This window comes from Acinetobacter sp. T_3_1 (assembly GCF_025377055.1).
Taxonomy (GTDB): Bacteria; Pseudomonadota; Gammaproteobacteria; order Pseudomonadales; family Moraxellaceae; genus Acinetobacter; species Acinetobacter kookii.
The window spans coordinates 176,468-202,502 of the sequence record NZ_JACHVD010000002.1; the positions used below are offsets into that span (position 1 = coordinate 176,468).

General features: G+C 39.0%; 26 protein-coding genes and 1 pseudogene. 12 read left to right on the forward strand and 15 right to left on the reverse strand.

Going from position 1 to position 26,035, the window contains the following annotated elements:
• Positions 1 to 332: 332 nt before the first annotated feature.
• The 4 genes from H4I94_RS03440 to H4I94_RS03455 form a co-directional block, all read right to left on the reverse strand.
• Positions 333 to 1,232: a LysR substrate-binding domain-containing protein gene (locus H4I94_RS03440; protein ID WP_261181477.1), complete on the reverse strand. Its 900-nt coding sequence runs from the start codon at positions 1,230 to 1,232 to the stop codon at positions 333 to 335.
• Between the two features lie 96 nt (positions 1,233 to 1,328).
• Positions 1,329 to 2,033 (reverse strand): SIR2 family NAD-dependent protein deacylase, encoded by a 705-nt coding sequence (locus H4I94_RS03445; RefSeq protein WP_261181478.1) that lies wholly within the window; start codon positions 2,031 to 2,033, stop codon positions 1,329 to 1,331.
• Between the two features lie 26 nt (positions 2,034 to 2,059).
• Positions 2,060 to 2,980 carry an alpha/beta fold hydrolase gene (locus H4I94_RS03450; protein ID WP_261181479.1) on the reverse strand — a complete coding sequence of 307 codons (921 nt, stop codon included), beginning with the start codon at positions 2,978 to 2,980 and terminating at the stop codon, positions 2,060 to 2,062.
• 14 nt (positions 2,981 to 2,994) lie between these two features.
• A complete protein-coding gene (locus tag H4I94_RS03455; RefSeq protein WP_261181480.1) occupies positions 2,995 to 3,540 on the reverse strand; it encodes a PadR family transcriptional regulator in 546 nt (181 codons plus the stop codon).
• Positions 3,541 to 3,675: 135 nt separating this feature from the next.
• Here H4I94_RS03455 and H4I94_RS03460 point away from each other — a divergent pair, with 135 nt between their 5' ends.
• The 4 genes from H4I94_RS03460 (at position 3,676) to H4I94_RS03475 (ending at position 7,957) form a co-directional block, all read left to right on the forward strand.
• Positions 3,676 to 5,700, forward strand: a complete 2,025-nt coding sequence (locus tag H4I94_RS03460) for an NADPH-dependent 2,4-dienoyl-CoA reductase (RefSeq protein WP_261181481.1) — start codon at positions 3,676 to 3,678, stop codon at positions 5,698 to 5,700.
• Positions 5,701 to 5,869: 169 nt separating this feature from the next.
• Positions 5,870 to 6,280, forward strand: a complete 411-nt coding sequence (locus H4I94_RS03465) for a nuclear transport factor 2 family protein (RefSeq protein ID WP_261181482.1) — start codon at positions 5,870 to 5,872, stop codon at positions 6,278 to 6,280.
• 83 nt (positions 6,281 to 6,363) lie between these two features.
• Positions 6,364 to 7,452, forward strand: coding sequence for a YheT family hydrolase (locus H4I94_RS03470; protein ID WP_261181483.1), 1,089 nt, complete (start codon positions 6,364 to 6,366; stop codon positions 7,450 to 7,452).
• Between the two features lie 271 nt (positions 7,453 to 7,723).
• Entirely contained in the window at positions 7,724 to 7,957 is a 234-nt protein-coding gene (locus H4I94_RS03475) for a hypothetical protein (RefSeq protein ID WP_092818936.1), read from the forward strand.
• Positions 7,958 to 8,631: 674 nt separating this feature from the next.
• Here the strand turns inward: H4I94_RS03475 and H4I94_RS03480 are convergent.
• From H4I94_RS03480 to H4I94_RS03490, 3 genes are all read right to left on the reverse strand, one after another.
• Positions 8,632 to 8,943: a hypothetical protein gene (locus H4I94_RS03480; protein WP_092818153.1), complete on the reverse strand. Its 312-nt coding sequence runs from the start codon at positions 8,941 to 8,943 to the stop codon at positions 8,632 to 8,634.
• A 91-nt stretch (positions 8,944 to 9,034) separates the two neighbouring features.
• Positions 9,035 to 9,421 (reverse strand): hypothetical protein, encoded by a 387-nt coding sequence (locus H4I94_RS03485; protein WP_261181484.1) that lies wholly within the window; start codon positions 9,419 to 9,421, stop codon positions 9,035 to 9,037.
• A 205-nt stretch (positions 9,422 to 9,626) separates the two neighbouring features.
• Positions 9,627 to 10,097 carry a CinA family protein gene (locus H4I94_RS03490; RefSeq protein WP_092818152.1) on the reverse strand — a complete coding sequence of 157 codons (471 nt, stop codon included), beginning with the start codon at positions 10,095 to 10,097 and terminating at the stop codon, positions 9,627 to 9,629.
• 247 nt (positions 10,098 to 10,344) lie between these two features.
• On the opposite strand from H4I94_RS03490, the gene H4I94_RS03495 reads away from it, so the two are divergent.
• The 4 genes from H4I94_RS03495 (at position 10,345) to H4I94_RS03510 (ending at position 14,964) form a co-directional block, all read left to right on the forward strand.
• Positions 10,345 to 11,760 (forward strand): iron-containing redox enzyme family protein, encoded by a 1,416-nt coding sequence (locus H4I94_RS03495; RefSeq protein ID WP_261181485.1) that lies wholly within the window; start codon positions 10,345 to 10,347, stop codon positions 11,758 to 11,760.
• Between the two features lie 85 nt (positions 11,761 to 11,845).
• Positions 11,846 to 13,972 carry a catalase HPII gene (gene katE, locus H4I94_RS03500; RefSeq protein WP_261181486.1) on the forward strand — a complete coding sequence of 709 codons (2,127 nt, stop codon included), beginning with the start codon at positions 11,846 to 11,848 and terminating at the stop codon, positions 13,970 to 13,972.
• A gap of 557 nt (positions 13,973 to 14,529) precedes the next feature.
• The gene (locus tag H4I94_RS03505; RefSeq protein WP_165493318.1) at positions 14,530 to 14,670 is read left to right on the forward strand and encodes a hypothetical protein; all 141 of its coding nucleotides are present in this window, start codon (positions 14,530 to 14,532) and stop codon (positions 14,668 to 14,670) included.
• A 72-nt stretch (positions 14,671 to 14,742) separates the two neighbouring features.
• Positions 14,743 to 14,964, forward strand: coding sequence for a hypothetical protein (locus H4I94_RS03510; protein ID WP_092818148.1), 222 nt, complete (start codon positions 14,743 to 14,745; stop codon positions 14,962 to 14,964).
• Positions 14,965 to 15,426: 462 nt separating this feature from the next.
• Here H4I94_RS03510 and H4I94_RS03515 read toward each other — a convergent pair whose 3' ends face one another.
• From H4I94_RS03515 to H4I94_RS03535, 5 genes and pseudogenes are all read right to left on the reverse strand, one after another.
• Complete coding sequence (locus H4I94_RS03515; RefSeq protein ID WP_092818147.1) at positions 15,427 to 15,660, reverse strand: DUF2171 domain-containing protein; 234 nt, start codon at positions 15,658 to 15,660, stop codon at positions 15,427 to 15,429.
• Between the two features lie 308 nt (positions 15,661 to 15,968).
• A pseudogene (locus H4I94_RS03520) lies at positions 15,969 to 16,588 on the reverse strand (SOS response-associated peptidase).
• A 194-nt stretch (positions 16,589 to 16,782) separates the two neighbouring features.
• Complete coding sequence (locus H4I94_RS03525) at positions 16,783 to 17,034, reverse strand: hypothetical protein (RefSeq protein WP_092818145.1); 252 nt, start codon at positions 17,032 to 17,034, stop codon at positions 16,783 to 16,785.
• 228 nt (positions 17,035 to 17,262) lie between these two features.
• Positions 17,263 to 17,430 (reverse strand): hypothetical protein, encoded by a 168-nt coding sequence (locus tag H4I94_RS03530; RefSeq protein WP_092818144.1) that lies wholly within the window; start codon positions 17,428 to 17,430, stop codon positions 17,263 to 17,265.
• 164 nt (positions 17,431 to 17,594) lie between these two features.
• Positions 17,595 to 18,461, reverse strand: coding sequence for a glucose 1-dehydrogenase (locus H4I94_RS03535; RefSeq protein WP_092818143.1), 867 nt, complete (start codon positions 18,459 to 18,461; stop codon positions 17,595 to 17,597).
• Between the two features lie 257 nt (positions 18,462 to 18,718).
• Here H4I94_RS03535 and H4I94_RS03540 point away from each other — a divergent pair, with 257 nt between their 5' ends.
• The 3 genes from H4I94_RS03540 (at position 18,719) to H4I94_RS03545 (ending at position 19,957) form a co-directional block, all read left to right on the forward strand.
• Complete coding sequence (locus H4I94_RS03540) at positions 18,719 to 18,928, forward strand: hypothetical protein (protein WP_131274402.1); 210 nt, start codon at positions 18,719 to 18,721, stop codon at positions 18,926 to 18,928.
• A 241-nt stretch (positions 18,929 to 19,169) separates the two neighbouring features.
• Positions 19,170 to 19,286, forward strand: a complete 117-nt coding sequence (locus H4I94_RS16280; RefSeq protein WP_409976746.1) for a hypothetical protein — start codon at positions 19,170 to 19,172, stop codon at positions 19,284 to 19,286.
• A 506-nt stretch (positions 19,287 to 19,792) separates the two neighbouring features.
• Positions 19,793 to 19,957, forward strand: coding sequence for a hypothetical protein (locus tag H4I94_RS03545; RefSeq protein WP_171259612.1), 165 nt, complete (start codon positions 19,793 to 19,795; stop codon positions 19,955 to 19,957).
• Between the two features lie 103 nt (positions 19,958 to 20,060).
• On the opposite strand, the gene H4I94_RS03550 is transcribed toward H4I94_RS03545, so the two are convergent.
• Both H4I94_RS03550 and H4I94_RS03555 read right to left on the reverse strand, forming a co-directional pair.
• The gene (locus tag H4I94_RS03550) at positions 20,061 to 20,501 is read right to left on the reverse strand and encodes an META domain-containing protein (protein WP_092818141.1); all 441 of its coding nucleotides are present in this window, start codon (positions 20,499 to 20,501) and stop codon (positions 20,061 to 20,063) included.
• A gap of 834 nt (positions 20,502 to 21,335) precedes the next feature.
• Positions 21,336 to 22,541, reverse strand: coding sequence for an alpha/beta fold hydrolase (locus H4I94_RS03555; RefSeq protein WP_261181487.1), 1,206 nt, complete (start codon positions 22,539 to 22,541; stop codon positions 21,336 to 21,338).
• A gap of 591 nt (positions 22,542 to 23,132) precedes the next feature.
• Between H4I94_RS03555 and H4I94_RS03560 the strand changes: the two genes are divergently transcribed.
• Entirely contained in the window at positions 23,133 to 24,290 is a 1,158-nt protein-coding gene (locus H4I94_RS03560) for an MFS transporter (protein ID WP_261181488.1), read from the forward strand.
• Between the two features lie 91 nt (positions 24,291 to 24,381).
• Here H4I94_RS03560 and H4I94_RS03565 read toward each other — a convergent pair whose 3' ends face one another.
• Entirely contained in the window at positions 24,382 to 25,815 is a 1,434-nt protein-coding gene (locus H4I94_RS03565) for a diguanylate cyclase (RefSeq protein ID WP_409976744.1), read from the reverse strand.
• Positions 25,816 to 26,035: the final 220 nt, after the last annotated feature.

Below are 26,035 nucleotides of genomic sequence, written 5' to 3' on the forward strand. Positions count from 1 at the left end.
ATTTAAGTTGTTAATTTATATAATAAAATTATTTTTATTATTATTTTGTAATATATTTTATATATTAGATTTATATATTTTTTCTTTGTACTATACAACTATAGATTCTAGCTGTAGTTTCTTATTTTTCCTTATTTAAAGTTTATAAGCTTATCCACCTCGGATAAGCTTTTTTTTGCCTAAAATTTTGTATTACTCAAGTGAATTTTACTTTTTTGTGATCAGGCTAGCTGTTTATAGTGTGCAATTAACAACTCAAAGGCATTGTCCGCTGGCTTGAAGATAAACCTGATTGTTTTCCAAGATTGTTTTTACAAGCAGAGGTATAGGTATTAATACTTGCTGAGCTGTTCCACCAAATAGTCGATAAAGACACGGACCGCCGGGAGCAAGCCACGGCGTGAAGGATAGACTGCATGAAAAATACCATGCGGTGCTTTCCAGTCCGGTAGTACACGTACCAGTTCACCACTTTGAACATAGTCCTGAACAATGCTGTCAGGCAATAGCACAATGCCGCAATTTTGTCGTGCCAGTTGTGCCAGCATCATCAGGTCAGACCCCATCACCACGGGATTGACCTTGATTTTCTTCTGCTGTTTTTTATGATCATGTACAATAATATACTGGTCTAAATGTTCATCCGACATGCTGAGAATTTGATGATCGCTTAAATCTTCCGGCTGTTTTAAGTCGCCAAATTCATTCAGATAGGCCTGGCTGGCAAACAGGTGCTGTTCGATATTTTCAAATTTGCGTAAAACCAGATTCGGGTCATCATCCAGATTGGAACGTACCCGGAGTGCCACATCAATGCCTTCATTGATGATATCGACACGGCGGTTACTGACAATGAGCTGTACCTTAATTTCAGGATAGGTTTTCAGGAATTTCGGTAAAATCTTGGCAATTTCATTTTGCGCAATTGAAACAGGCAGGCTGACCTTAATCACACCGCGTGGCTGAATGCTGAGATGGTCGACCAGATCGTGGGCCGCTTGGGCCGCATTCATCATGACCTGGGCATGGCGGTAAATATTCATGCCAATGTCGGTTACGGCAAAATGGCGGGAACTGCGCTGGATCAGCCGCACGCCTAAATGTTCTTCCAGATTGTAAACGCGGCGGCTTAATTTTGATTTTGGAATATCGGTTGCGCGTTCTGCTGCGCTAAACCCTCCATGTTCCACCACCAAGGCAAAGCAATAAAAATCATCGAGATCGGACAGCATTTAAGAATTCCATTTATGCAACAATAAGCAGATTAAAAGTTTATTGTTGCATTATGTCAATGGCTGCTGTGTCATTTTGCGATTGAACTGAATAGTTTAGTGTTGTTGTCCTAACCATTCTTTTAGATGTTGCATGCCTTGAGTAGCGGTCATCACAATTTTCTGGAATTGTGGTGGAAGCTGCTGCCGGTCCCCCTTGGGGTCAATATAGTAAGCGCTACAATTCGCTGGAATTTCATGAATTAAGCCTGCCACGGGATAAACCTGCAGGCTGGTGCCAATCACGATAAAAATATCCGCATCCTGTACGCAGTCTTGTGCATCGGCATAAGCAGGCACAGCCTCGCCAAACCAGACCACATGTGGACGTAAAGGATAGCCATCCTTGCAGAAGTGTTTACTCAAATCCAGCTCAGAGCCTTCGACCGGATAGAATTCAGTGCTGTACTCAGCGTTTGGACCGGAGCTTTTCGCCAGCCGAATATTGCCATGCAGATGAATGACCTGGCTGCTTCCAGCGCGTTCATGCAGGTCGTCAATGTTTTGGGTAATGACATGCACATCAAAAAACTCTTCAAGTTCGGCAATCAGTAGATGGGCGGCATTGGGCTTGGCAGAGAGAATATGTTTGCGCCGTTGGTTATAGAAACGCTGGACCAGTTCCGGATCACGTTTCCAGGCTTCAGGTGTGGCGACGTCTTCGATTCGGTACTGCTCCCATAAGCCATCACTGTCCCGAAAAGTGTTGATGCCACTTTCGGCACTCATGCCAGCACCGGAAAAGACCACCAGTTTTTTCATTTTGGCTCCTGACTTGATTCAGCAGTTTAAGGTTGATGAGCTGCATTGGCTTTCAAGAATGCGCTAATTTCTCGCGCAAACTTTAGCGGTTCGCTAAGCAAGGGGGTATGTCCAGATTTTTCAAAACGGACTTGTTTGGCATGGGCAATGCTTTGTGCAATCAAGGTTTGACCTTTCACCGGATAAAGCCTGGATTGCGTGCCACTGAGAAAAGTTACCGGACATTGCAGCTTTTGCAGGGCTTTGCGGTAATCTTCCTGATGGTACAGATAGTTGTTGATATACCAGGTCATGTAGTCGACCCGGTGAGATGGCAGTAATAAGCTTTGCAATCGCGACTGGTTGAGTACCCATTCAAAGGCCTTTAAACTGTATCTATTGCTATTTTGCAGGCCAATAAACTCTAGCCAGAGCTTGGCAAGCTGTCCGCGGGCTTGGCTATTCAGGTCTTTTATATATTGAATGTCTTGATGCTGAGCCAGCAACTGCGACAGCTCGGTCAGAATAGAAATAAACAGCTGATGCTGTGGACCAAATAAGCCATAATCCCAGATATCATCTACCGAAATTTTAGGGGTCTGGTCAATATGTAAATAGGCTGCGATCTGTTCGGAAAAGTTGCCATATTGCATGCCATGCATGGCCGTGGTTGCACCCATGGAATAGGCGATCACTACAAGATCATTTAAATGAAGCTGTTCAATCAGGCTGTCAATATCACGCCAGTGACTGGAAATCGCATCCAGTTCGGGAATGGCACACCCTTGTGAACCTCCAAAACCGCGCCAGTCCGGAATAATAAAGCGATGCGTTTTAGCATGCCGGTAAAGAAACGGAAGCCATTGCCAGCTTTGCATCCCCAGACCTGACATGACCAAGACTGGTTGTCCTTGTCCAAACTCGCGAACAAACAGTTGTTCATTATCAGGCATCAGGTAATGTGGCATGCGTGTGTCCTTTTTTAGTTCTTATGTTCAAATGCTTTTAACTGTGGAATCATGGTCTCTAACCACTTGATCCAGCCTATTTCTAGGTCAATCCCTAGTTGCAGAATCATTTTATGAATAAACAGGGTCCGGTCCTGATCCTGTGCATCGGCAAAATCCTTGGCGAAAATCGTTTGGTAAATTTTCAAATTTTGTTGATGCAAGATCAGGTGCCTTTCCAGTTCAGGCAACACCGTATTGCCACCGAGTTGAGCTTCGGCACGCAAACGCACCATTAAGTCGTCACGCAATTGCGCAGGTGGACTTTGTTTGACCATCCAGTCGGCCAGTTCGGCGCGCCCCAATGCTTCAACCTGATAGGTCTTTTTGCGGGTATTGGAATTGTGATCTTCAAGCGTGGAGATCCAGTTCTTTTGTTGCATGGCGCTGAGTTCACGGTAAATCTGCTGATGGGTTGCATTCCAGAAAAATCCCATGGAGCGGTCAAAGCGACGAGCCAAATCAATACCGGTACTGGGTTTTTCAATCAGGCTGGTCAATAAAACATGGGCTAAGGACATAAACGGCTCAGTCAATAAATCTTTACAAGTTCATTATGCAACATGTTGCATAAAAAACAAATCTGGAATATAAGTTATGCAACAAGTTGCATTAAAAGATATTTGCCAGCTGAGAAAGCACGCCAAGGAGATTGTATGTCTAATTACCCGCATTTATTAGCGCCTTTAGATTTAGGCTTTACCACACTTAAAAACCGCGTTCTGATGGGATCCATGCATGTCGGTCTGGAAGAAGCTCCACGTGGTTATGAGCGTATGGCGGCATTTTATGCAGAACGTGCACAAGGGGGTGTCGGGCTGATTGTGACGGGCGGGATTGCACCGAATGATGCAGGCCTGACTTTCGCGGGCGGAGCGAAATTAGACTCTATACAAGAAGCGGAAAAACATAAGGTGATTACCCAGGCGGTGCATGATGCCGGGGGTAAAATTGCCATGCAGATTTTACATACCGGGCGTTATTCCTATCAGGCCGACTTGGTTGCACCATCTGCTATTCAGGCACCGATCAACCCGACTAAACCGCATGCCTTAACCAGCGCAGAAGTACAACAAACGATTGCTGACTTTGCCCAATGTGCAAAACTGGCGCAATATGCCGGATATGATGGCGTAGAAATCATGGGTTCGGAAGGCTATCTGATTAATGAGTTTATTGCGGCACGGACCAACCATCGTGATGATGAATGGGGCGGCAGCTATGAAAACCGTATCCGTTTCCCGATTGAAATCGTACGCCGTACCCGTGAAGCGGTAGGTGAAAACTTTATCATCATCTACCGATTATCGATGCTGGATCTGGTCGATGGCGGATCTACTTTTGAAGAAGTGGTGCAACTGGCCAAGGAAATTGAAAAAGCCGGTGCCACCATTATCAATACCGGGATTGGCTGGCATGAAGCGCGCATTCCGACCATTGCCACCAAGGTGCCACGTGCAGCATTTACCTGGGTTACAGAAAAACTCAAGGGTTTGGTCAAGGTTCCTCTCATTACTTCAAACCGTATCAATACCCCGGAAATGGCAGAACATGTGTTGGCTTCGGGTCATGCCGACATGATTTCCATGGCGCGTCCCATGCTTGCCGATGCCTTCTTTGTGCAAAAAGCAGAACAGGGCCGCAGTGATGAAATCAATACCTGTATTGGCTGTAACCAGGCCTGTCTGGACCATATTTTCTCGATGAAAATTGCATCCTGTCTGGTCAATCCGCGTGCCTGCTATGAAACGGAGCTGATTTTTAAAGAAACGTCGCAAACGAAAAAGATCGCCGTGATTGGTGCAGGACCGGCAGGCTTAAGCTTTGCCACTTATGCGGCTGAACGTGGACATCAGGTCACTCTTTTTGAAGCCGCCAATCAAATTGGGGGGCAGTTCAATATTGCCAAAACCATTCCGGGTAAAGAAGAGTTTTATGAAACCTTGCGTTACTTCAAACGTAAAATTGAATTACAGCCCAATATTAAGCTGCTTTTAAATCATCTGGCGACCTATGAAGCATTAAGCCATTCTGATTTTGACGAGATTGTTGTAGCGACCGGTGTCACTCCGCGTCAGTTAGAAATTGAAGGTATTGACCATCCGAAAGTACTGACTTATCTCGAAGTATTAAAAGAACGCAAGCCAGTAGGGCAACGTGTCGCGATTATTGGGGCGGGCGGTATCGGCTTTGATACCGCGGAATATTTAACCCATGAAGGAGATAGTGCCAGCCTGAACCCTGAAAAATTCTATAATGAATGGGGTATTGACACCCGTTATGAAAATGTCGGGGGATTGAAGAACGCACAAGTAGAACAGTCCAATCGTGAAATTTACTTATTGCAGCGTAAGGCAAGTTCAGTGGGCGCAGGTCTGGGTAAAACGACGGGCTGGATTCACCGTACCGGATTGAAACACCGGGAAGTAAAAATGCTGGCAGGTGTCAGCTATGAAAAGGTGGATGATCAGGGCTTGCATATTGTAGTGAATGGTCAGCCGACTGTTTTAGAAGTTGATAATGTCGTGATCTGTGCCGGTCAGGAACCTTTCACCGCAATGTTCAATCAACTGAAAGCCGATGGTAAAAATGTGCATTTGATTGGGGGGGCCAAAGAAGCCGGCGAACTGGATGCCAAGCGTGCCATTCGTCAGGGTGCAGATTTGGCGGCAGTGATTTAATTTCTTTCAATGAAGTCCCCCTTTATAAAAGGGGGATTTAGAGGGATTCTTATCAATGAATGCTAAAAATTAATCCTTCCCAATCTTCCTTGCGCTTCGTTTTAAGGCAATGCTTTAAAACTTGCTCAGGGAGGAGTTTTTTAAATACACAACAAAAAAGGAAGCCTCAATGACCATTCAAACAACAAAACAGGCCATTAAACGTTGGCACGCCATGCTGCAAACACGTGACATGTCTATTTTAAATGAATTACTGGCTGAAGATGTGGTGTTCCGTTCACCAGTCGCCTATCAACCTTATCCGGGCAAACAGGTGGTGTTTTTTATTCTGAGTAATGTCATTCAGATCTTTGAAAACTTTAGGTACCACCGCGAATTCTATACCGAAGATGGCATGAATGTGGTACTGGAGTTTTCTGCGAATGTCGGTGAGAAAAAACTTAAAGGCATCGACATGATTCAGTTGAATGAACAAGGTCAAATTATTGATTTTGAAGTGATGCTGCGTCCGAAGAGTGGTCTGGAAGCATTGGCGGCACAGATGGGGCAACGTATGGCTGCTTTTATACCAAAAGTATAAAGAGTATAGTAAAGATATATGCTGTTAATGGAGTGACATGTACTAAGTATTTTGCGTTACATCATTTTTGAGGTAAACCGAATATGAAGTTTGTGCTCAATAAAATCAGTCAGTTGGTGCAAGAAATTGTCGATCAGGTGACAGGGGCTGAATTACCTACCCTGTACTATGATCCACAAGGTGAAGCAGGGCAGATGCTTGAAATTTTGCCCCAACTCAAACAGAAATACCGCCCAACCCCGTGGTTGTCCAATACACATCTGCATCTGATCTATTTTGACTTAATCAAAAAAAAAGCGGTGCAACTCCAATATGATGTGATCGAACATCTCAAGATGCCTGATGGTGGGGTCACCGCCATTGCCTGGTATGGCCTTCATGTTGCTGCAGATACGCCCACCATTGTGCTGATGCCTACCTTGACGGGTACACCGGAAAGTATGGCCGAACTGGTCCGTGACTTGCATCGACATACTGGATGGCGTGTAGCCTTATGTTTGCGCCGTGGCCATGCTAATTTACCGCTGCCTGTTCCCAAAATTTCCATGTTTGGTTCGACCGATGATTTGCGTGAACAGATTCAGTATATTCAAAGCAAATTTCCAGATTCCACCTTGTATGCGGTTGGCTCATCTGCGGGCACCGGATTATTGGTCCGCTATTTAGGAGAACAAGGCGAGCAAACACCGTTCAAGGCAGCATTTGCATTGTGTCCCGGTTATGACACTGAACTGGGTTTTCAAAATGTGCATCCTTTCTATAGTAAAGTGATGACGAAAAAACTATTTGAATCCTTTATTCATCCTTATAGCGAAACATGGCAACAAACCGCTTCCTTGCCCAAAGTGCTGGCTTCCAGGAATTTATTGGAGTTTCAATCTCATTATTTTGAACTGGCAGGCTATAGCAGTTTTGAAGACTATAATCAGGCTACCAATCCGATTCATGTATTCGAAAATGTCAAAATTCCGTTGATGATTTTAAATGCGGAAGATGATCCTGTGTGTCATATCCGGAATCTGGAACCTTATAAGGAAACCCTTCAGAAGATGCCGAATATTGTCGTTGTGACCACTAAAAAAGGTAGCCACTGTATTTTTTACGAAGGTTTTAAACAACCGGAATCTTGGGCATCACGTTTGATTGCAGACTATTTAAGGGTATATCAATAACTTCCTGCATTTCTCGGTTTCTAAGGATAGTGAGGGCTAAAAAACCTGAAATATTTAAATACAATTGTAATTCATAACACTGATATATTAATGTATCTTAAATCAATATTTCTGTTATAATAATTTCAACAATAAAACTGACATGAAAATGTTCTCGTTCAAAATTAGTAAACGAGTAATCTCCGCTCATTTGAGTGATCCCAAGTTAAGGTTGTTATTTTGAAATGCCAATGGTGGCTTTTCTATCTGTATTAAAAAATTGGTGTAAATGTTGAATAAAACTGAAAATTTAGTTGCAAAATCTGTAAATGGCCGTGAAATTGTTGTATCGCTGATTCCTTTGAAAAAAATGCAAAATACCCGTGATGGCTTTAAATGGGTTGAAGTAGGCAAAAAAGTCTTGCTTGAATCCGGTATTGAAATTGAGTTGAATCTTGATGGCCGCAGTTTCTATACGGGCGTAAATGAAATGTTCCGGCTTAATGCCCATGTAAATGCCGTGTAAGAGTGAGAACAATACCAAAACCGTCTTCAAGGCGGTTTTTTAATGCCTGAAAATTTTACTTGAGCTTGACTGTTGAACAAATCGGGAAATGTTTGCTCGATGGACCTTTAGGCAGCAGTAAGTGAAGAAGAGCGAAAGTCTACAAGTTGTAAAAAAATTTAAATCCGATTCTAAAACCCTTAAAAATGAGTAGCAAAAATTAACAGGAAAGTTCAATTATATAGGGGGATCTGAATATTTGAATGTAAATAAAAAAGTTGAAAAAGTTAAATTCTTAAATTTTAAATCATTGAAAAATAGATATATATTAAATAAATAAACTGCTGTAAAAACAAGAGACATATTTTGCAATGAATTTTTGTATTTGTGATAAGAGAAAGTGTAGATTTTAAAATGTGATATTTATATTTTTAGTATTTTTTGATACATTTATGTCAATAATTGTTATTGTCTGACAAAAAATCTCAGTGTATAAAGAGTGTTCCACGATAAGGAAGTGAGAGTGGGTTATGAAAACAATAGAACTCCTTGTAACTTCATCATCTGCACTGATGCTGATGTTTGTAATCTATGCATTTGGACAAATGTTTAATTAATCAGAAAAGTATTGCACAAAAAAGCACCCGAGGGTGCTTTTTTAACGAGTAGAATTTAAATGGAAATTTTTCATTCCTTTACATTCTATCCCATGCATCTTTTACGGCATGTTTCGCTTGTTGCCACTTTAAGCGAGAGTTCGCTTTAAACTGCTCCCATTTACTTTGAAGATCATTTTCCGAGTCTTCAAAACGGGCATTTTCGCCGTATTCAGAACGTGAATGTTTTCCAAATTCATAAGCAGAGGATAAATCCTTGTCATAATCAATATCGGGAATATCACGCTGTAAATCTTGATAATAAGGTCGACTGGTATAATTTTCACGCCAATACCGATCAGATTCACTATTTGACGTACGGTTTTGATTTTCTAAAGTGGGATCAGTCATTCTGTGTAGCTCCTCATTTTTGAATCAATAGCCAAGCAATGAAAGACAATTTCACAATCTAAAATGTGAAAGTGAATGTTCAATCAACGCATTATTGCTGTTGATTGTTTTGGTCATTCTGATTTTGTCTAAAATTTTGCTGTTGACCTGTTTGCTGACGTTGCTGATCATTTTGCTGCTGTTGTTGCAGGTTATCTTGCTGCTGACCAGTTTGTTGGCGCTGCGGGTTATTTTGCTGTTGCTGTTGGTTAGGTTGTTGCTGCTGACCAGGCTGTTGACGTTGCTGATCATTTTGTTGTTGCTGTTGTGGCATGTTGCCCTGCTGCTGACCAGGCTGTTGACGTTGCTGATCATTCTGCTGTTGCTGTTGTGGCATGTTGCCTTGCTGCTGACCAGGCTGTTGGCGTTGCTGATCATTCTGTTGTTGCTGTTGGCGTTGCTGATCATTTTGTTGTTGGGGTTGATTTGGATTAGTCATCTCTACACCTCATATATATTTTTTAATAACATCTGTTTAACCAGATATAATTATTATTAGCATGAATATTTCATTAAAAAATAAAAGGGATGTTACATAATGTTTGAAATGTAATTATAATGATTCGTTTATATATTATATCCATGAAATATATGGTTTATTGGAAAGCCTCATATTTACAAATTTAAATTTTAATTATATTAATTTAAATTTTTTTAATAATTTTAATGAGGCTTTTACATATGGATTGAATAAGCTTGTTTAATTTTTCTGTTTTCTTTCCTTTACATAAACATCGGTAATTATATATTTTGTTTTTGTATAAAATTGAATAAAAAAAAGTTCCTACAGGTTTTTCTGGAGTTTCAGAACCGCCGGGTTTGAGTAATCCAGTACATCCAACATATATATCCGAGGTAAATATATTCTTTGCTTTTTTTACTAATTCTTCAGTAATTTCAATAGATTCTGCAGTATATTTTTTTATGAGCTTGGGAGATATCTTAAGTACTTTTTCTTTGACTTTTAAATCATAACATACCAGAGCTCCATTTAAGATTTCGCCAGAAAATGGGGTGAGTGAAAAACGGTAAGCCAAATAACCTGCTGAAGCACTTTCAATGAAAGTCACTTTTAATTTTTTTTTAGCCAGTAATTTACAGCATTGAGTAGTCATATTTCTTCACTTTATTTTAATATCATATTTTTATTTTAGATAATAAATAAAATATTAACAATAAAATATTTTAAAAAGAGAACCATTTCTCATTTTAAAGCATGATTATAATTTTAACTGTTTGATTAATCAGATTTGATTGCTATTGAACCAACATAAATTAAACGAATGAATAACAATTATAGGGTTTTTTCATGAATCGCAAGTAGATTAAGGTTATATGCTAATTACCGCTTGGAGAATAAAAATGCCAGTAGCAGTAAAAAAACAGCCGCTAGAATCAGTAGATAAAAATCATCAGAATTATTTTGATTTGGTTAATTTTTTTCTTAATGGAGATGTTCCTGTTCAGGAAAAGGAAAGAAAATCCTCATATTTTTTAAAAAAAGAAATTCAAAATCTAAATTATAATTCCATCGATTTTCCCGCTGATGTCAGTAAAATCCAAGACTGGATTCTAAAGAATAATAAGCTTCAATGTGCTGAATACCAAGCCTATTTAGAAAGAAGAAATAGCGGGGCAGGGCGAGAATATTTTAAAAATGTGGGGCAGGCATTCGAGTTTCTGATTAAAGTTGCGCCTGTAAAGCAAGTAGACGGTTCCTGGTTATTTAGCATTACCCATTACTGGAATGATCCCGTTTTCAGGGATCTAATACAGATTTATCTGGAAGAGCTGGGTTTGGGCTTAGCCAAATCTAATCATGTGTGCTTATTTAATGATCTTATTATCAATTTAGGACTGGAACATTTTGTACTGGATCTGGAGGATGAATATTATCATCAAGCTGCAATTCAACTCGCGCTGGCTTATGCGCCCCCCGAGTTCATTCCGGAAATCATTGGCTTTAATCTGGCCTATGAGCAACTTCCGTTACATCTGCTGATCACCAACTATGAACTGCAAGAATTAGGTATAGATTCAAAATATTTCAATCTGCATATTACCATCGACAATATTGATAATGGACATGCAAATTTATCCATTAAAGCATTTGAAAAAATTTACAGTAAATTCAATGATAAGCGGTCTTTTATAGAAAAAATGAAGGCCGGTTTTGCTTTGAGTGATAAGGGCTTGTCCTCAAGGCAAATTATCAAGAACCTAAATCTAGACACTTTGGTGATTAAGATTTTAAAACGCAAAGCCCTGGTCGGTAATGTCATTCACAATGATAAATGCACCTTTAATAACAAAACCATTAATTCTTGGCTTGCATCACCCGAGTCAGTGGAAGAATTTGTTGATGTACTCATTGATAAAAAATGGATCAGGCTGGGTAGAAATCCAGAAGAAAGCCGCTTCTGGAAGCTGATTAGCCAGGAAGATGGAAAAATGTTTGGCGTATTTACGGCTACTGAAAAGCAGATCATTTATGACTGGATTGCCGGTGAATCTGCTCCAGATGCTGATTTAAATGCTCGGAGAATCCAACTTGAACAGGAAGATCAAACTGATTTTATGTTCAGTTTTTTATCCGATGGGGAACTGGAAGATATTCAGCACCAGATTTATGAAACCGGCAATTTGGCCATGAAGATCAATAAACTGCTGCCTTATTTAGCTCCTCATGCCCATCATCATGAAACAGGTCTCTGGTGTACCCAACGTTTTGCCGATTACCTGTTTCCCTTTTTAAGCAATCAGAAGTTTACTCATTAACTTCAATCATAAAGGCGAATGTCTATTGATCATCGCATTCATTTTATCAAACACATGTTTAATGGAATAGAAAAGAGGCGTAAATATGAATCATAAAGCTAAGCAAAGTGAAGTTGCAGGCACCGATGCTTTAGACAAAAAGAATGAAAGTGCAAAAACCCAGCAGTTAGATGCTTCACGCAGTGATGCTACTGATCATGCACTGACCACCAATCAGGGCGTAAAGATTGCAGATAATCAAAACAGTTTAAAGGCAGGTGTACGAGGTTCGACCTTACTGGAAGATTTTATCCTAAGGGAAAAAATCACCCATTTTGATCACGAACGTATCCCTGAGCGAATTGTGCATGCGCGTGGTGTAGGGGCACATGGTTATTTTCAGGCTTATCCGGGCAATGAACAATATACCAAAGCGGGCTTCCTGACCGATTCCAATATACAGACCCCCATTTTTGTACGTTTTTCTACCGTACAAGGCCCACGCGGTTCTGCCGATACCGTGCGGGATATTCGCGGTTTTGCGATTAAATTTTATACGCAGGAAGGCAATTACGATTTGGTCGGCAATAATGCTCCAGTTTTCTTTGTGCAGGATGGTATTAAATTTCCAGACTTTGTACATGCAGTCAAACCGGAACCGCATACTGAAATGCCAACCGGCGGGTCAGCCCATGATACTTTCTGGGATTTTGTCTCCCTGGTACCAGAGTCTGCCCATACCGTGATGTGGGCGATGTCGGACCGGGCCATTCCCCGTAATTTGCGCTCGATTCAAGGTTTTGGTGTCCATACTTTCCGTATGATCAATGCTGAAGGTAAAGCCATATTTGTCAAATTCCACTGGACACCAAAACAGGGTTTAAGCCAGCTGCTGTGGGATGAAGCGCAAAAGCTGTCAGGGAAAGACCCGGATTTTCACCGTCGGGATTTATATGAAGCGATTGAGTCGGGGAATTATCCGGAGTGGGAACTCGGTATTCAAATTGTCGCTGAAGAAGATGAAATGAAGTTTGATTTCGATTTGCTTGATCCAACAAAAATCATTCCGGAAGAACTGGTTCCGGTCACGCCAATTGGCAAGTTTGTACTGAACCGTAATGTCGATAATTTTTTTGCAGAAATTGAACAGGTGGCATTTTGCCCGGCCCATATTGTACCCGGTATAGATTTCACCAATGATCCTTTGCTACAGGCACGTTTATTTTCTTATACCGACACCCAGCTGAGTCGCTTAGGTGGGCCAAACTTTCATCAATTGCCCATTAATAAACCGGTTTGTCCATTTCATAACAACCAGCGTGATGCCATGCATCAAAGCTTTATTCATCGCGGTCAGGCATCCTACCAACCCAATTCGATTGATAACAACTGGCCAACCGAAACTCCGCCTGCTGCCCAGGAAGGCGGTTTCGAGAGCTATCAGGAACGCATAGACGGTAAAAAAATTCGTCAGCGCAGTGAATCATTTTCAGATCATTTCTCGCAAGCACGTCTCTATTATCAAAGCTTGGCGCCGCATGAACAAAAACATGTGGTGGATGCATACACCTTCGAATTGAGTAAGGTACAACGTCCACATATCCGCCAACGCGAAGTGCAGGAAGTGTTGGCCAATATAGATCTGGATCTGGCTCAACAGGTGGGTAAAAACCTGGGTATAGAAGTCACTGCCCCACAAAATCCGGCAAAAACTTCTTCAGTAGAAAAATCGGCGCGTCTTACTATGACGGCGTTTATTCCTGAAGATATTCAAGCTAAAAAAATAGCCGTATTGGTTCATGATGGAGTGAGTCAAGCCAATATTAACGCGATTCAGCAATGGGCTAAGGCTGAAAAAGCTGTTGCGCATATATTGACCCCAACGCCGGGCCCTGTGCTTAATCAACAGCAGTCTCCCGTTGCATCAGATGGCATGCAAAAAGCTGAGCCTTCCATTGCCTATGATGCTGTCGTCCTTGTAGATGGTGATAATTACCCGCAAGCTTTAAAAGATGGGGTAACAAAACATTATCTGCTGGAGGCCTATAAGCACCTGAAACCGATTGTATTGTTGGGCGACAAACAAAAACTTTTACATGAGCTGAAATTGCCGCATGACGAAGGGACTTTAAATGCAGAGGATTTTACCGCTGTACAGGAACAGTTTAAAACCCTGATTCGTCATCATCGGGTGTGGTCGCGTGAAGCTATTGCCGACACTGTACCAGCTTAAATCATGATATTTTCGCATTTATCTTTCATAAAACACCCATCTTCACGATGGGTTTTTTAGTGCACATCCTTTGTAAAAATTGACTTGCTAGTGTTTTTCTATGGTCTAGCCAAGGAATTAAGGATGAGTCATTAGGGGCTTTTAATAATTTAATTACACATTCTATTTTTTTAATCAAATAATAGAATTTATTATCAATAAACTGATGAATATAGAGGTTTTGTTTGCATGTTTATTTATGTATTGTTTTAGATTTTGTGAAATAAATATTATTTAAAATCTATATAAAATATTGAATTTTATGTATGTGTTGGAATTGTATGTGGATTACTATTAAAAATAATGTATTAATAATTTATTTAGTAATTGAGTAATTTTTTTGTTTAGTCAGGATGTTTAATATTATTAATGTATTACTATTGTAATATTATATTTTGATACATCATCATTGTTTTTATTCAGTTAACTTGGGTATATGCTGATAGAGTGATAAATAATTAGGCCGTTAATTGTTGTTAATCGATTGGCATCAAATAATGACAAGAAGGAATAGTGTTATGTCTAAGTCAAAATCTCAAAATCAAACAGATATGAATCAAAGGAATCAACCGATAAAACAACCCCATCATTTACCACAGCAAGACCATAAGCATAATCAGCAGAAAGATACTGAAAAGCAGTCTCAAAATGAAAAATAAAACAGGAGTCATTGCTATGGTCATTGAAGTTTAAAGGGAGCGAAGCCCCTTTAAACATAAAAGGAGTTAATCATGAATATCAGACCTGTAAAAGCCCATAAAATGAATGAGGATTTCGATACATCACCCACCGTAATTTATACGGGGGAATATGATGAGGAGAATCATTTGATGAATGTATATGATTCATCCCAAGAACAATTGACAAAAATGATGGGCACCAATCAATGGATTTTGAATTCTACAGGTGAGGTATTCTTTATTGAAGAGGATGTACCTTATTTTGCTAATTAACAAGGTCAGGTAAAATGAATAATATAGTAACTACATATCCACAGAAACTCATTACATTTTATAAACTCGATAGCCCGGATATTCAACGAGGTGTATGGGCGAATTACGACAAGAATGGAAATTTTCTCAATCTGACCAATTATTATGGTCATAGATTGGATTTGATTGGACCGGACCGAGTACGTATAGATGGTGAAGTTTGGGTATGTAAAGATAATTTTAAATAAAAATAGGTTTAATTTTATGAAAAACTGATTTTTAAATATAAAATATAAAGAAATTTATAGAATAAAAAAGGCTATTAAAAACATTAAAATCAGAAAAATAATATTTTAAGCTTTAGTATAATTAAATAGAGCTGGTCAGCTCAAGCTGTTTTAATATTGTTAAATTTTAAGGGATCAAATTTAAATAAGCCCTCCAGAGCGAAGAAAGGGCTTATATCAAGGTGTTCTAAACTGTTTAAGCAGTAATCCAATGACTTTTGACTTCTTCGGCATCCACATTAAGCATCACTTGATTTTCTTTAATTTCACTTACCCATGAAAGTGGAATAAGGTGATGACTACCTTCTTCATTTCTTGTTAACTTAATTTGATCTGTACCTTGAAGGTGATCTACTGTTCCTACTTTTTGACCATCTGAAGCAATTACATCTGCATGTTTGGTAATGTCATTTACGTTCATAGTAGTCATTTCATACCTCTCCTATATAGCGGTAATCTTGCACCTTCTAATTTAAGACATTCTCTCATCTTTCGCGCCATATATATGCAAAAGGGAACAAATCTTTAAGCAACTTTACCTTAGTGCATAAATATCAAGCTTTAGAAAAAAATTTATGTCTTATTAAAATTTATAGCGAAACTCAGTATTCGATGTTCTCTCTTTTTGATCATTTTAAGTTGAAGAAAATAATGATTGAGAAAAATTTTTAAATTAAATAGGCCTGATTTTTATCATTTAAAATGAATGTAATGATGACTTACGATCAATAGTGAACATTAAAGTCGAGTCATGACTGCGCGATTTTTAGGGACAGCAACATATTCATTCTGCATTTCAAAGAAAAATTGACTCGCTTCATTATATTGGCAATTCAACCAGTCCATTCTCGCATTTTCGGGAATAACAATGACTGAGCGCTTTTCATCTTTGGGTGTGTGAAATTGACGCATAAAGGGATGATGGTCAGAAGGCTCATGGAGCGAACTTGCCTGTTTTCAATTACTGCATTTTCATATATGGCAGCGAGGGTAAAGGGCAGTTCATCTTTACGAAAAATGGCGTACCAGTGCGGTTTGCCATCTATATATTTGGGTTCATAGATCGCATCGACAGGTACAAGAGCAAACTGATTTTTATGCTAGGCATGACGAAAACTGGGCTTACTAGACACGGTTTCAGTTCGTGCATTGTAGGTATGACGACCATATTTTAATTCTTTTGCCCACGAAGGAATCAAGCCAAATTTGGCAAGGTCCCATTCTGGCCGATCTGCACCATGAATTAAAATTGGGGCATCATATAAGGGATAAATATGGTCAGGATATTGGAACTGTGGCTCGGAAAGACCGAGAAGAAATGCTCTATTTTTTTTAATTGCTTCAAAATTTGCGCACATAGGTCAGTTCCTATTTTTATTGATCCTCATTACAGCAAAAAACATGGGCTGGCTTCCTCATTCTTACAAATTTAGCACTATTGGTATTCAAACCTGTAATGTCGTTGATGATAAGTTCTAGCTGCCCGGCTATTTTGATCAATAAACAGCTATTTAAATAAAATTGTCGGGCAGATCATAGATAGGGGGACAAATTAAAGTTCATCGTATTCATATCTGTACAAGTTTATTTCTGCCTGGATAAAAGACTCTCCATAATAGGTATTTAGAAAAACTTCTGCTTCAGTTTGTGTGATAAAAATTTTTGCTACATTTTTATCGGTCGTCCAGTACCATGGGCTTGCTAAGGCTAAATCCAGGTCAGACATTTGCCAATTATGGCAGTCATCAAATTGATCTCGATAAGCGAGAAAATGCTGATTCTTTTTAATGCAATAGAGTGTCATCTGTATCACCCCTTTGACGGGTAAATTAGAATTTTAAAGGAGTAGATTCATGGGAATCTTTAAAAATTGTGAACAGCAGACGCATATATTTTCTAAAGCTAATAATAATCATGCTGTTATATTATTTTTGTAATGACATTATCCGACAAATGGTAAAATAGCTTGATGATAGGTGGGTCAATTAAATAAAGCTCTGATGAAAGAGCTTTATAAAACTATAAATAACTATTAATGGTGTCTTTTTTTCTTGCCACCACCATCCTGCTTATTTACGGTAGCCCAAGCAATGCGTTCAGCATCCTCCTCGGAAAGCCCACGCTCTTTTTCACTTTCCTCAATATGTTTGGCTTGCCGTTTCTGTTTGGCAGTATAAGATGATTTATCGCCTCTAGGCATAATGAATCCCTCTTTGAATTTACAGCTTCATTCATTTAAGCAAAAAAAAATGAATGGTGGGTAATAATATGTCAAGGTTTGGTGTGGATTTGATTCATCATGATTCAAATTATTCTTACAGGCTAAATGGTTAAATAAAATTCCAACCGGTAATTTTAAATGCTTTAGCCATTAATAATGCTACCGCCATTAACATGAATGACTTGTCCTGATATATAACTTGCTTCATCCGAGGCTAGAAACAAGTAAGCAGGAGCCACTTCACTGGGTTGTCCCATGCGTCCCATCGGCGTGGTCTTACCAAAATCTTTTAACTGTTCTTCATCAAAACTGCTTGGTATTAACGGTGTCCAGATCGGTCCGGGAGCGACTGCATTGACTCTAATTCCGGTTTTATTTTTCAATAAATTTGTGGATAGACTTCGGGTAAATGAGGTAATTGCACCTTTGGTGCTTGCATAATCGATGAGTAGATCATGGCCATGATAACTGGTGATGCTGCTGGTGTTGATGATTGCATCGCCTTGTTTCATATACGGAATCACCATTTGGGTCAGATAAAACATAGCCAGTATATTGATTTCAAAGGTTTTAAAAAGTTGCTGGGTATTGATATCTGTAATATGTTTTTGCGGGTACTGAACGCCGGCATTGTTAATTAAAATATTGATGGTTTGAAATTTTTGCAGCGTTCTTTCAACTATCTTGCTTATTTCATCGTGATGTTGCAAATCGCATTTCAACAGCAGGCAACGGCGACCTTCTTGTTCTACCATTTTCTTGGTTTCTTCCGCATCTCCATCTTCTTCCAGATAGCATATGGCAACATCTGCACCTTCGCGTGCAAACAGCACGGCGATTGATCTGCCAATGCCGCTATCACCCCCCGTAATCAGGGCAACTTTGTCTTTTAATTTATTGCTTCCCTGATAGTTGGGTTTGATGACTTCGGGCTGGGGATGCATTTGCGATTGAATACCCGGTTGATGGGCTTGGACTTCAATGGATGGGCTTTTAGGATATTTGTTCATATTCTGCTTCACTATTTTTTTAAATGCTTAAAACATATTAGAAGCTTTAGAAGATGAATTTAGATGAGGCAAACATTAAATAACATAATGTATAAAAAGTTATCAACGATACACTTGGATATTTCTTTTTATTTTTTTCTCTTTAGATTGGAAACTAAAAAGCTAAACCAGTTTACATTCAAGCTAACAAATTAATTCACACTTTAAGCTCTAATTTCTTATGATAAAGATCAAAATATAAATGAAGATCAATGGTTATGATTAAAATTAGAAACCCCAATTCAGGCGAAGAACGAATGATTAACAAGGTTTTAGGCGATGAAGTCACCTTGGCTCAGGCACAAGATCATGCTGGTTATTATGATATGGATAATCATCAGTTTATTCCCAAGCTGAATGAAAATGATGAAGTAATCGGCTTTGTTGAAACTTCAGAAAATTCGATCTTATGGGAAATTTTGATCTAAATTTTCTCGCTTAAAAAAATATTCTCATGGTCCGAATCAACAGTGGAGCATCGAGAGAAATATTGGCAGTTATTATAAAAATTTTCCTATCCTGAGTGATTTTTTACTCAAAAAGCCGTAAATAAAAATTGAATGAATAAGCCGTTTTTACATTTTTGCTGTAAAAATTGAACCGTGTAATTCAGTAACTCTTCTATTCTTAATTTTGATAGAAAGAATATAAGGATTGATGATGAAAAAAATGCTATTTATAGGAGTAGTGCTTATGCTAGGTCTAAGTGCCTGTCAAAAACAGGATAATGATACGACGCAGCAAGATAAAACCACCACTCCTCATTCCATGGATAAAGATCAGTAAAGTCCAAAATTGCCAAATTATTTAGTATCTTGCTCTGAAATTTTGATCTTATTATTTGAAAGTTATGCTGATTATACCCATATTATTAAGTATTAATCCTTTTTCTGAACCGGCAGGTGAGGTGAAAGATATGCTTAATACATTTCGTAAACTTTTTTGTATTCATGTTTATGAATTCAATTGGGATCACAAGCACGGCTACGTCCAGGAATGTCGAAAATGCGGTAAAAATGACTAAGGCATTTTAGCGGTTAACTCAAGCGAAAATGACAGTTCTGAATAGTTTAACTTACTCCAATTTGATTGGAGAGGAATAGATTTTGTCTTAGATAAAACGGTCATATCATAAAGAAATGTTAAGAGGGTTAAAACAGCCTTGTTGCAGATCAATCATATAGATGCATCTAAATTACATTGAATGAAATTGACACAAAGTTAAGATTGGATAAAAAAGATTAAATAGTAGATTAGCTCATGTAGATTCTAAATTGAGGAAGGACATGCAAATGATTAATCAACAACCTCTTCAAATGAGCCAGCATAATCAAGAGCGCGATCGCGACAAACAAAAGGAAAAACAAGAGAATCGGCAAGGTAATCAGCAAAACCAGCAGTCCAATGTGCAGCAACAACCTAATCAACAAAACAATCCGCAAAAACAACATAAATAACATGTTGTTCTGTTCTTAAGCGGAATGCGTTTTTTGAATGATTCAGGTAATAGGATTGATCAATAAAAGCCCTCTGATGAGGGCTAAGTTTTATCCGTATTCTCTATTTAAGGTTCTTAAACTTAAGTACCACGCGACGATTGTTATCCAAGAGCTTTAATTCACTATCGGTCGCATCATAGCTGACCACCTGGTTTAACGCCTGTGAAAATTTTTGCGGTAAATCGGTTGGATTTAAACAGGCTTTTTCGGTAGTGACCAAATTTGAAAATTTAATCTGGTTGCCTTTTATGGCATACCCACCCATAAATTGGTTACAGCCATCACTGCCGCTGAGTTGGCTGTGACCAAAACTAAGCGTTGGAACTGCGGATAAGGTAGGGTCGGCTTTATAATTCATTTGATTAATTTCGGTCATCACCCAGTTTTTATTTTGCAATTTCGCTAAATTTCTTTCGGTAGAAGGATTCAGCATTGAGGACGTACAACCTGCCAAAACTATAGAGACAGCGAAGCTGCTTGCGATCATCGTTTTATTTAACATTTGCTTTCTCCAATTGATTTACCTAAAAGATAATTGTGAGACAAACAACACATGATAATTTTATAAAAAATTTCTCAATTCATTTGATTATTAACGAATAATCCACATAAACTGATCGAAAAATAAACATGGATTTTTCAAACGAAACAGCAATTTTTAAGTGAGTCCGTTTATATCTGTACTGATTTTTAAAAATGCAATAGAGCATTAAGGTCTTTGACATTATGCATTTCAAATCATGCAATTGCAGGTATCATAGTCAACTGGAAAGCGTGATTTTAAAATAATTAACTTTCAATTAAGTTAATTTAAAAATTGTGTATGATTCATATAGATCGTTTCAATTTAGCGGTCTTTAAATCCTTTTGTAAGGGATGTTTTGAATGCGTTCATTTTTAGGACGAATTTTCTAATCGTTTTGACTTGAGGGGGAGATAAGACTTTAGGGATGGTCTTTAAAGCCAGCGAGATTCCATGAAGCCTCATCCATTCTGTTTGTAAAGGTCGAGCCCAAGATTTCTAGCCCAATGCATTTCTAATATGAAGACCGTCAGTTCATTGACTTGATATTAGAAGATTTTAACGGCGTTTACGCAGGATATTTAATTCATCAATGCCTTGTTCAGTATATGGTTTCCATCATTTGCGTAAAAGCTGTCTGGAAATACCACATCTCCGACAAACTCATCCAGCATTATTGGTTTCTTCAAATAATTTGACCTATAGGAATCTTTGTTGAATTTCTCTGTTCATAGACATCCATTATATTCAAAATGCTGTCTATGAATTCCATAAATAACCCGTATAACCTTGATTCTTAAGATTGCATCTAAGCTATTTTGCACTGCAAGTGCTTAAGCTTTTTTTATTTTCAATTGAGTTTATAAAATTTCCAATTAAAAATTCACTTTGTCTTAAGGAGTCCCGATGGTCGCCTTCTTTCAAAGGATAAAACGCAATAGGTTTTTCCATCTTGCAGATTTGTTGATAGTAGGCATAAGTACCGCGTGAATCCACTAACTGATCTTTCTCACCTTGAACAACCATAACTGGCACAGTGGGGATCATATTCTCAATAGACTGCTTCTTTAGATAAGTGGTCAAAGGTGTCAGATTTACATTCGGTTTAAAGACAGTTTTAGGTGCTTGCTTCAGATCAGATTGTAATTCGGATAAACAGCGGCTACGTGCCTGATTAAGAATTTTCACCATTTCCGGGCTAACTAAATTTGCTGGAGCGAGGCTAGGGTCTGCAGCTTCCGCTCCCAGAAGAACGATTGGAAAAAATGCTGCAACACTGGTGTCAATTTGAGAGTGGGTTGCTACATATTCTGCAATTCCTTCATATTGATAACCGCCTGGAGCAAGGGCAATTGCCCCGCGCAAATTAAGTTCGGATGCATCTTTTTGTCCATACGCTGCAACAGCAAGAGATGCAGCCCCTCCTTGACTATGCCCCATGACATACCAATTTTTATTAAATTTGTAAGGTTTTAAATGGTGTGTCGTCCTTACAGCATCCACTACAGTATGCAATTGGCTTTGAGCATTCATATAGGGATGTCCGCTTGGTGTACCTAAGCCCTGATAGTCTGGTGCGACCACCGCATATCCACGAGCAAGCCAGGCATTCAAGGCTTTTGCTGCTATTTGTTGATATATATGAACAGGTCCACCCACATAATCACTCGATGGGGCACAAGTATCGGCAACACCTGTTGTACCATGCGCCCAGGCTAAAATAGGCCAACCTTCTTTTGGTGCTTTTCCTTTAGGCAGTAAAATAAATCCGGAAGCTACAATTGGTTCCGACTGTATTCCGCGGCTGCGATAGGTAATTAGGAAGCGTTGTGATGCATTCGGAAATAGGTCGGTATTTTGTGCCTGTATGGATAATAGGGTGCCGGGTGTTTTAGCGGAAAGATTTGATATTTGAATTTTACTGTTATTGGAAAGTTCAGGAGAGGCAATTGCGTATGTTGAACCTAAACATAGGCAGCTCACCGTCAGTTTGAGAACAAGGTCTTTAATTTTCATCACTTGCACCATCCTTCTTTTTTATAATACCATTTTTAATGTACCAGTTTTTACTTGTCTTTCTGAATGAACTATTAACAAAGTTTGTAAATTAAATAAAAATAGGCAGATACCATGCTATATTTGGCTTTAATCTCTTACATCTATAAATTACTTTTTAAAAGCGAGACCCTCATTCGGGCTGACTTAAATTTATTTCCATGCTTTCAGTCCTATTTTTTCTGCTTTAGACATTTCTTCGCATGTCCACCCGGCAAGCAATCATATATTTGACCATTGCTGTTAAGGTCTAAACTTTTCCAGTTTTTTGTCCTGATTTTTTTCGTTGTTCAAACCATTTCTGCGCTTGTTTGAACTGAAAAGGATGCCACAGCAGAAATATAATTTACTTATATAAAATAGACCGTCTGAAAGGGCGGTTTTTTATATGATGTTGCAACTTTTTTAATTTTTCACCTGTACTGTACTTGGTGATAAAATATTAAAAATTAATGACTTTTTATAATGTTAAAGTACAGGCATAGACAGTTATATGCAAATATATGCAACCCTAAATGAATCTAAATTATTGATAATGCAAGGATATGCAATGTAATGCAGCCTATTTCAATTCAGCATAGACTGGCAGGATTCTACTTTTTCTACTATTCCATAGTCGGTACGTTCATGCCTTTTTGGAATTTGTATCTGGAAGATCAGGGCTTTAATTATCAAGAAATCGGATTGTTATCCTCAATCGCAATCATTACCCGCTTTTTCGCGCCGTTCATTTGGGGATGGATTGCCGATAAATCGGGCAAAAGAATGCTGTTGGTCCGTATAGCCACCTGGATGGAAGCCTGTATCTGGTTCATGATTTTTCTGATTCCAAATACCTTCCAGTCTGTGGCATTGCTGATGCTGATTTTCAGCTTTTTTCAGAATGCCATTTTAGCGCAATTTGAAGGGGTTACGCTGTTCTGGCTGGCTGAAAAGCGTACTCAGCTGTATGGGAAAGTAAGAAAATGGGGCTCGGTAGGTTTTATTGTGGGCGTTTTCGGTATTGGTGCCTTACTTGAAATTGTCCCTATTTCCATGCTGCCGCTAATGTTGTTGTGTATTGCATTTTTGGCTTTTCTTTGGTCTTTTAGCATTAAAGAACCCAGCACAGCGCCGCGATCACAACAAAAACTAGAACCATTAATGCCGATATTAAAACGACCTGTAGTTGCTGCATTTTTTGCTATTGAATTTGTTTTATTATTTTCCCATGCTCCATTTTATAGTTTCTATAGTAACTACTTGCATCAAACAGGTTTTTCGACCACTGAAATTGGCCTGTTGTGGTCAGTGGGGGTGGTTGCGGAAATTATTATGTTTGCTTTTGCGCATATTTTTTTAACCCGTTTTTCATGGCGCAGTCTGGTCAGTGTTTGTCTGGTCCTGACCGGTGCACGCTGGATTGTTGTGGGACTATTGCCTCATTTATTTATGGCACAGTTTTTAGCCCAGAGTATTCACGCTTTTAGTTTTGGCCTGTTTCATATGATTGCCATGCGCATTATCTTTCAAAACTTTTCTGCCGGTCAGCAAGGTCGTGGTCAGGCTATGTACAGCACCATGTGGGGTTTAGGTGTGGCTTTAGGAAGCATTTTGGCAGGAAGATATTGGCAAGTCATCTCTGGCGAAATGGTTTTTGTTCTGGCTGGGCTTTCAACAGCTGTTGGTTTGCTGTTTGTGCGCTGGCTACCGAAAGATATCCAGCAAAGCTAAAAAAAAGCCGTAAAGAAAAGTCAGCATTCTACGGGGTCAATGACAAGATTGCTGCTGTGCTATGGTTCTGGGCAGTATGCAACCGGTTTTATCAAGAAGCAATGGTGATCTGATTGCGTCCCAAAGCTTTTGAGCGATACAGGGCGTGATCTGCCTGATTAATAATATGTTGCAAGCTCAGCTCGGTAGGCAAGCTTTGATGGGCAATACCAATGCTGGTGGTAATAAACAATAAATCTCCATCAGGCAGTTGCATCGGGGTTAGCTCGGTTTTAATCCGGATTCTTTCAGCAATAGTTTGGGTTTCCTGTAAAGTCGTATTCATGAGGAGAATTAGAAATTCTTCACCTCCTATACGGGCAAAAAGTTCATTGGTCCGGATATTGTCTTCCACCAGTTGCGAAAAATGTTTGAGCACCAAATCCCCGATATGATGTCCATACTGGTCGTTCATTCTTTTAAAATGATCCAGATCGAGCATAATCAATGAAACCGTATGGCTTTTAGCCTCACTTAGATATCTTTCACCTTTTTCAAAAAGATGACGTCTGTTTATGGTATTGGTCAAGCTGTCATGATTGGCTAGATGTAACACTTTTTTGTAAAGTTCACGGCGATTACTTGTAATAATGCAAAGAATGAGTGGGGCTAAACCGAGCATACATAGACCAATACGTACCGAAATGGTGGTGGTTAAATATGCCGATGATGACTCCGATAAGTAAAAATAAGTCAGACTATGATAGGTCACTAAACAGACAATGCTGTTGATCAGGGCAACGCTAAAAATGGGATAACTTAAGGCCGCCCAGATTAATGCAGCCAGAGGATAAAGCAAGGCACCCGGTCCAAAGAAAATATGGGTGAAAGTCACGGAAATCACAATGGCAACCAGCGGGAGCAGTTTAGTTAACCGGAACTGTTTTAGCTTTATATTTTTAAATTTTTTACCCATTTCATTCAGGGTGGGAAAAAATAAAATAATTGGCAAAATGGTAATATAATTGACAATTTCACCGGCCCACCACATGCCAAAGTCCACCCCAAGACGTTGCGTGGACATGAAAGTATCAGAAAGATAAGGAACTGTAGCTATGGCAAACAGGGCACTGACCAGGCTGCCTCCTAAAGCACAAATGATAAATAAATATAAGAAGGTAAAGCCCTGATTGTAATTGCGATAATTCAATGTCCAGAAGTTGATAAGAAACAATGAAACCGTGACATTCATCAGATTTGCGAGGCTAAGAATAAAGGTCAGTTGCAAAGAACTGCCCGTCATTAAATCTGCCAGCATGTAAGCGCTAAATGCACCTAACCATCCACCCCAGATGTTTAAATGCTTAAAGCGTAAAAATAGACCTAGCAAAACCGCATTTGCTGGCCATAGATAGGCTAAAAAGGTGACAGGCCTGGATAAAATCCCGCATAAACAGCAAATCAGGACCACCGCACCCAGGATAAAAAAGGCATTCACCTGTTGCTGTATGGAAAATGATTTAGATGAAGTCAGCACAATATGCAAGATCACATCCTTGTCACTCTAAGATGGTGACTTAGTCAGAAGTATTAAAAAAATTATTTTGCTATATTCACGATTAAATAGAAATATTTTCAAGACGAATGAACATTGATGATGCCGCTGCATCATTAGTGGGAGGCTTGCTTCAGTATCTCCCAAAAGCATTGATTCTTTTCAACTTAGCCACTTGCTTTCCTGTGCAGTTAGAGTACGAAATTATATT

What these genes read in the sequence shown, in the direction of transcription:
- H4I94_RS03440 (WP_261181477.1), bottom strand. Translation starts at nt 1,232, where the DNA reads ATGCTGTCCGATCTCGATGATTTTTATTGCTTTGCCTTGGTGGTGGAA.
- H4I94_RS03445 (WP_261181478.1), bottom strand. Translation starts at nt 2,033, where the DNA reads ATGAAAAAACTGGTGGTCTTTTCCGGTGCTGGCATGAGTGCCGAAAGT.
- H4I94_RS03450 (WP_261181479.1), bottom strand. Translation starts at nt 2,980, where the DNA reads ATGCCACATTACCTGATGCCTGATAATGAACAACTGTTTGTTCGCGAG.
- H4I94_RS03455 (WP_261181480.1), bottom strand. Translation starts at nt 3,540, where the DNA reads ATGTCCTTAGCCCATGTTTTATTGACCAGCCTGATTGAAAAACCCAGT.
- H4I94_RS03460 (WP_261181481.1), top strand. Translation starts at nt 3,676, where the DNA reads ATGTCTAATTACCCGCATTTATTAGCGCCTTTAGATTTAGGCTTTACC.
- H4I94_RS03465 (WP_261181482.1), top strand. Translation starts at nt 5,870, where the DNA reads ATGACCATTCAAACAACAAAACAGGCCATTAAACGTTGGCACGCCATG.
- H4I94_RS03470 (WP_261181483.1), top strand. Translation starts at nt 6,364, where the DNA reads ATGAAGTTTGTGCTCAATAAAATCAGTCAGTTGGTGCAAGAAATTGTC.
- H4I94_RS03480 (WP_092818153.1), bottom strand. Translation starts at nt 8,943, where the DNA reads ATGACTGATCCCACTTTAGAAAATCAAAACCGTACGTCAAATAGTGAA.
- H4I94_RS03485 (WP_261181484.1), bottom strand. Translation starts at nt 9,421, where the DNA reads ATGACTAATCCAAATCAACCCCAACAACAAAATGATCAGCAACGCCAA.
- H4I94_RS03490 (WP_092818152.1), bottom strand. Translation starts at nt 10,097, where the DNA reads ATGACTACTCAATGCTGTAAATTACTGGCTAAAAAAAAATTAAAAGTG.
- H4I94_RS03495 (WP_261181485.1), top strand. Translation starts at nt 10,345, where the DNA reads ATGCCAGTAGCAGTAAAAAAACAGCCGCTAGAATCAGTAGATAAAAAT.
- katE (WP_261181486.1), top strand. Translation starts at nt 11,846, where the DNA reads ATGAATCATAAAGCTAAGCAAAGTGAAGTTGCAGGCACCGATGCTTTA.
- H4I94_RS03505 (WP_165493318.1), top strand. Translation starts at nt 14,530, where the DNA reads ATGTCTAAGTCAAAATCTCAAAATCAAACAGATATGAATCAAAGGAAT.
- H4I94_RS03510 (WP_092818148.1), top strand. Translation starts at nt 14,743, where the DNA reads ATGAATATCAGACCTGTAAAAGCCCATAAAATGAATGAGGATTTCGAT.
- H4I94_RS03515 (WP_092818147.1), bottom strand. Translation starts at nt 15,660, where the DNA reads ATGACTACTATGAACGTAAATGACATTACCAAACATGCAGATGTAATT.
- H4I94_RS03525 (WP_092818145.1), bottom strand. Translation starts at nt 17,034, where the DNA reads ATGACACTCTATTGCATTAAAAAGAATCAGCATTTTCTCGCTTATCGA.
- H4I94_RS03530 (WP_092818144.1), bottom strand. Translation starts at nt 17,430, where the DNA reads ATGCCTAGAGGCGATAAATCATCTTATACTGCCAAACAGAAACGGCAA.
- H4I94_RS03535 (WP_092818143.1), bottom strand. Translation starts at nt 18,461, where the DNA reads ATGAACAAATATCCTAAAAGCCCATCCATTGAAGTCCAAGCCCATCAA.
- H4I94_RS03540 (WP_131274402.1), top strand. Translation starts at nt 18,719, where the DNA reads ATGATTAAAATTAGAAACCCCAATTCAGGCGAAGAACGAATGATTAAC.
- H4I94_RS16280 (WP_409976746.1), top strand. Translation starts at nt 19,170, where the DNA reads ATGCTATTTATAGGAGTAGTGCTTATGCTAGGTCTAAGTGCCTGTCAA.
- H4I94_RS03545 (WP_171259612.1), top strand. Translation starts at nt 19,793, where the DNA reads ATGATTAATCAACAACCTCTTCAAATGAGCCAGCATAATCAAGAGCGC.
- H4I94_RS03550 (WP_092818141.1), bottom strand. Translation starts at nt 20,501, where the DNA reads ATGTTAAATAAAACGATGATCGCAAGCAGCTTCGCTGTCTCTATAGTT.
- H4I94_RS03560 (WP_261181488.1), top strand. Translation starts at nt 23,133, where the DNA reads ATGCAGCCTATTTCAATTCAGCATAGACTGGCAGGATTCTACTTTTTC.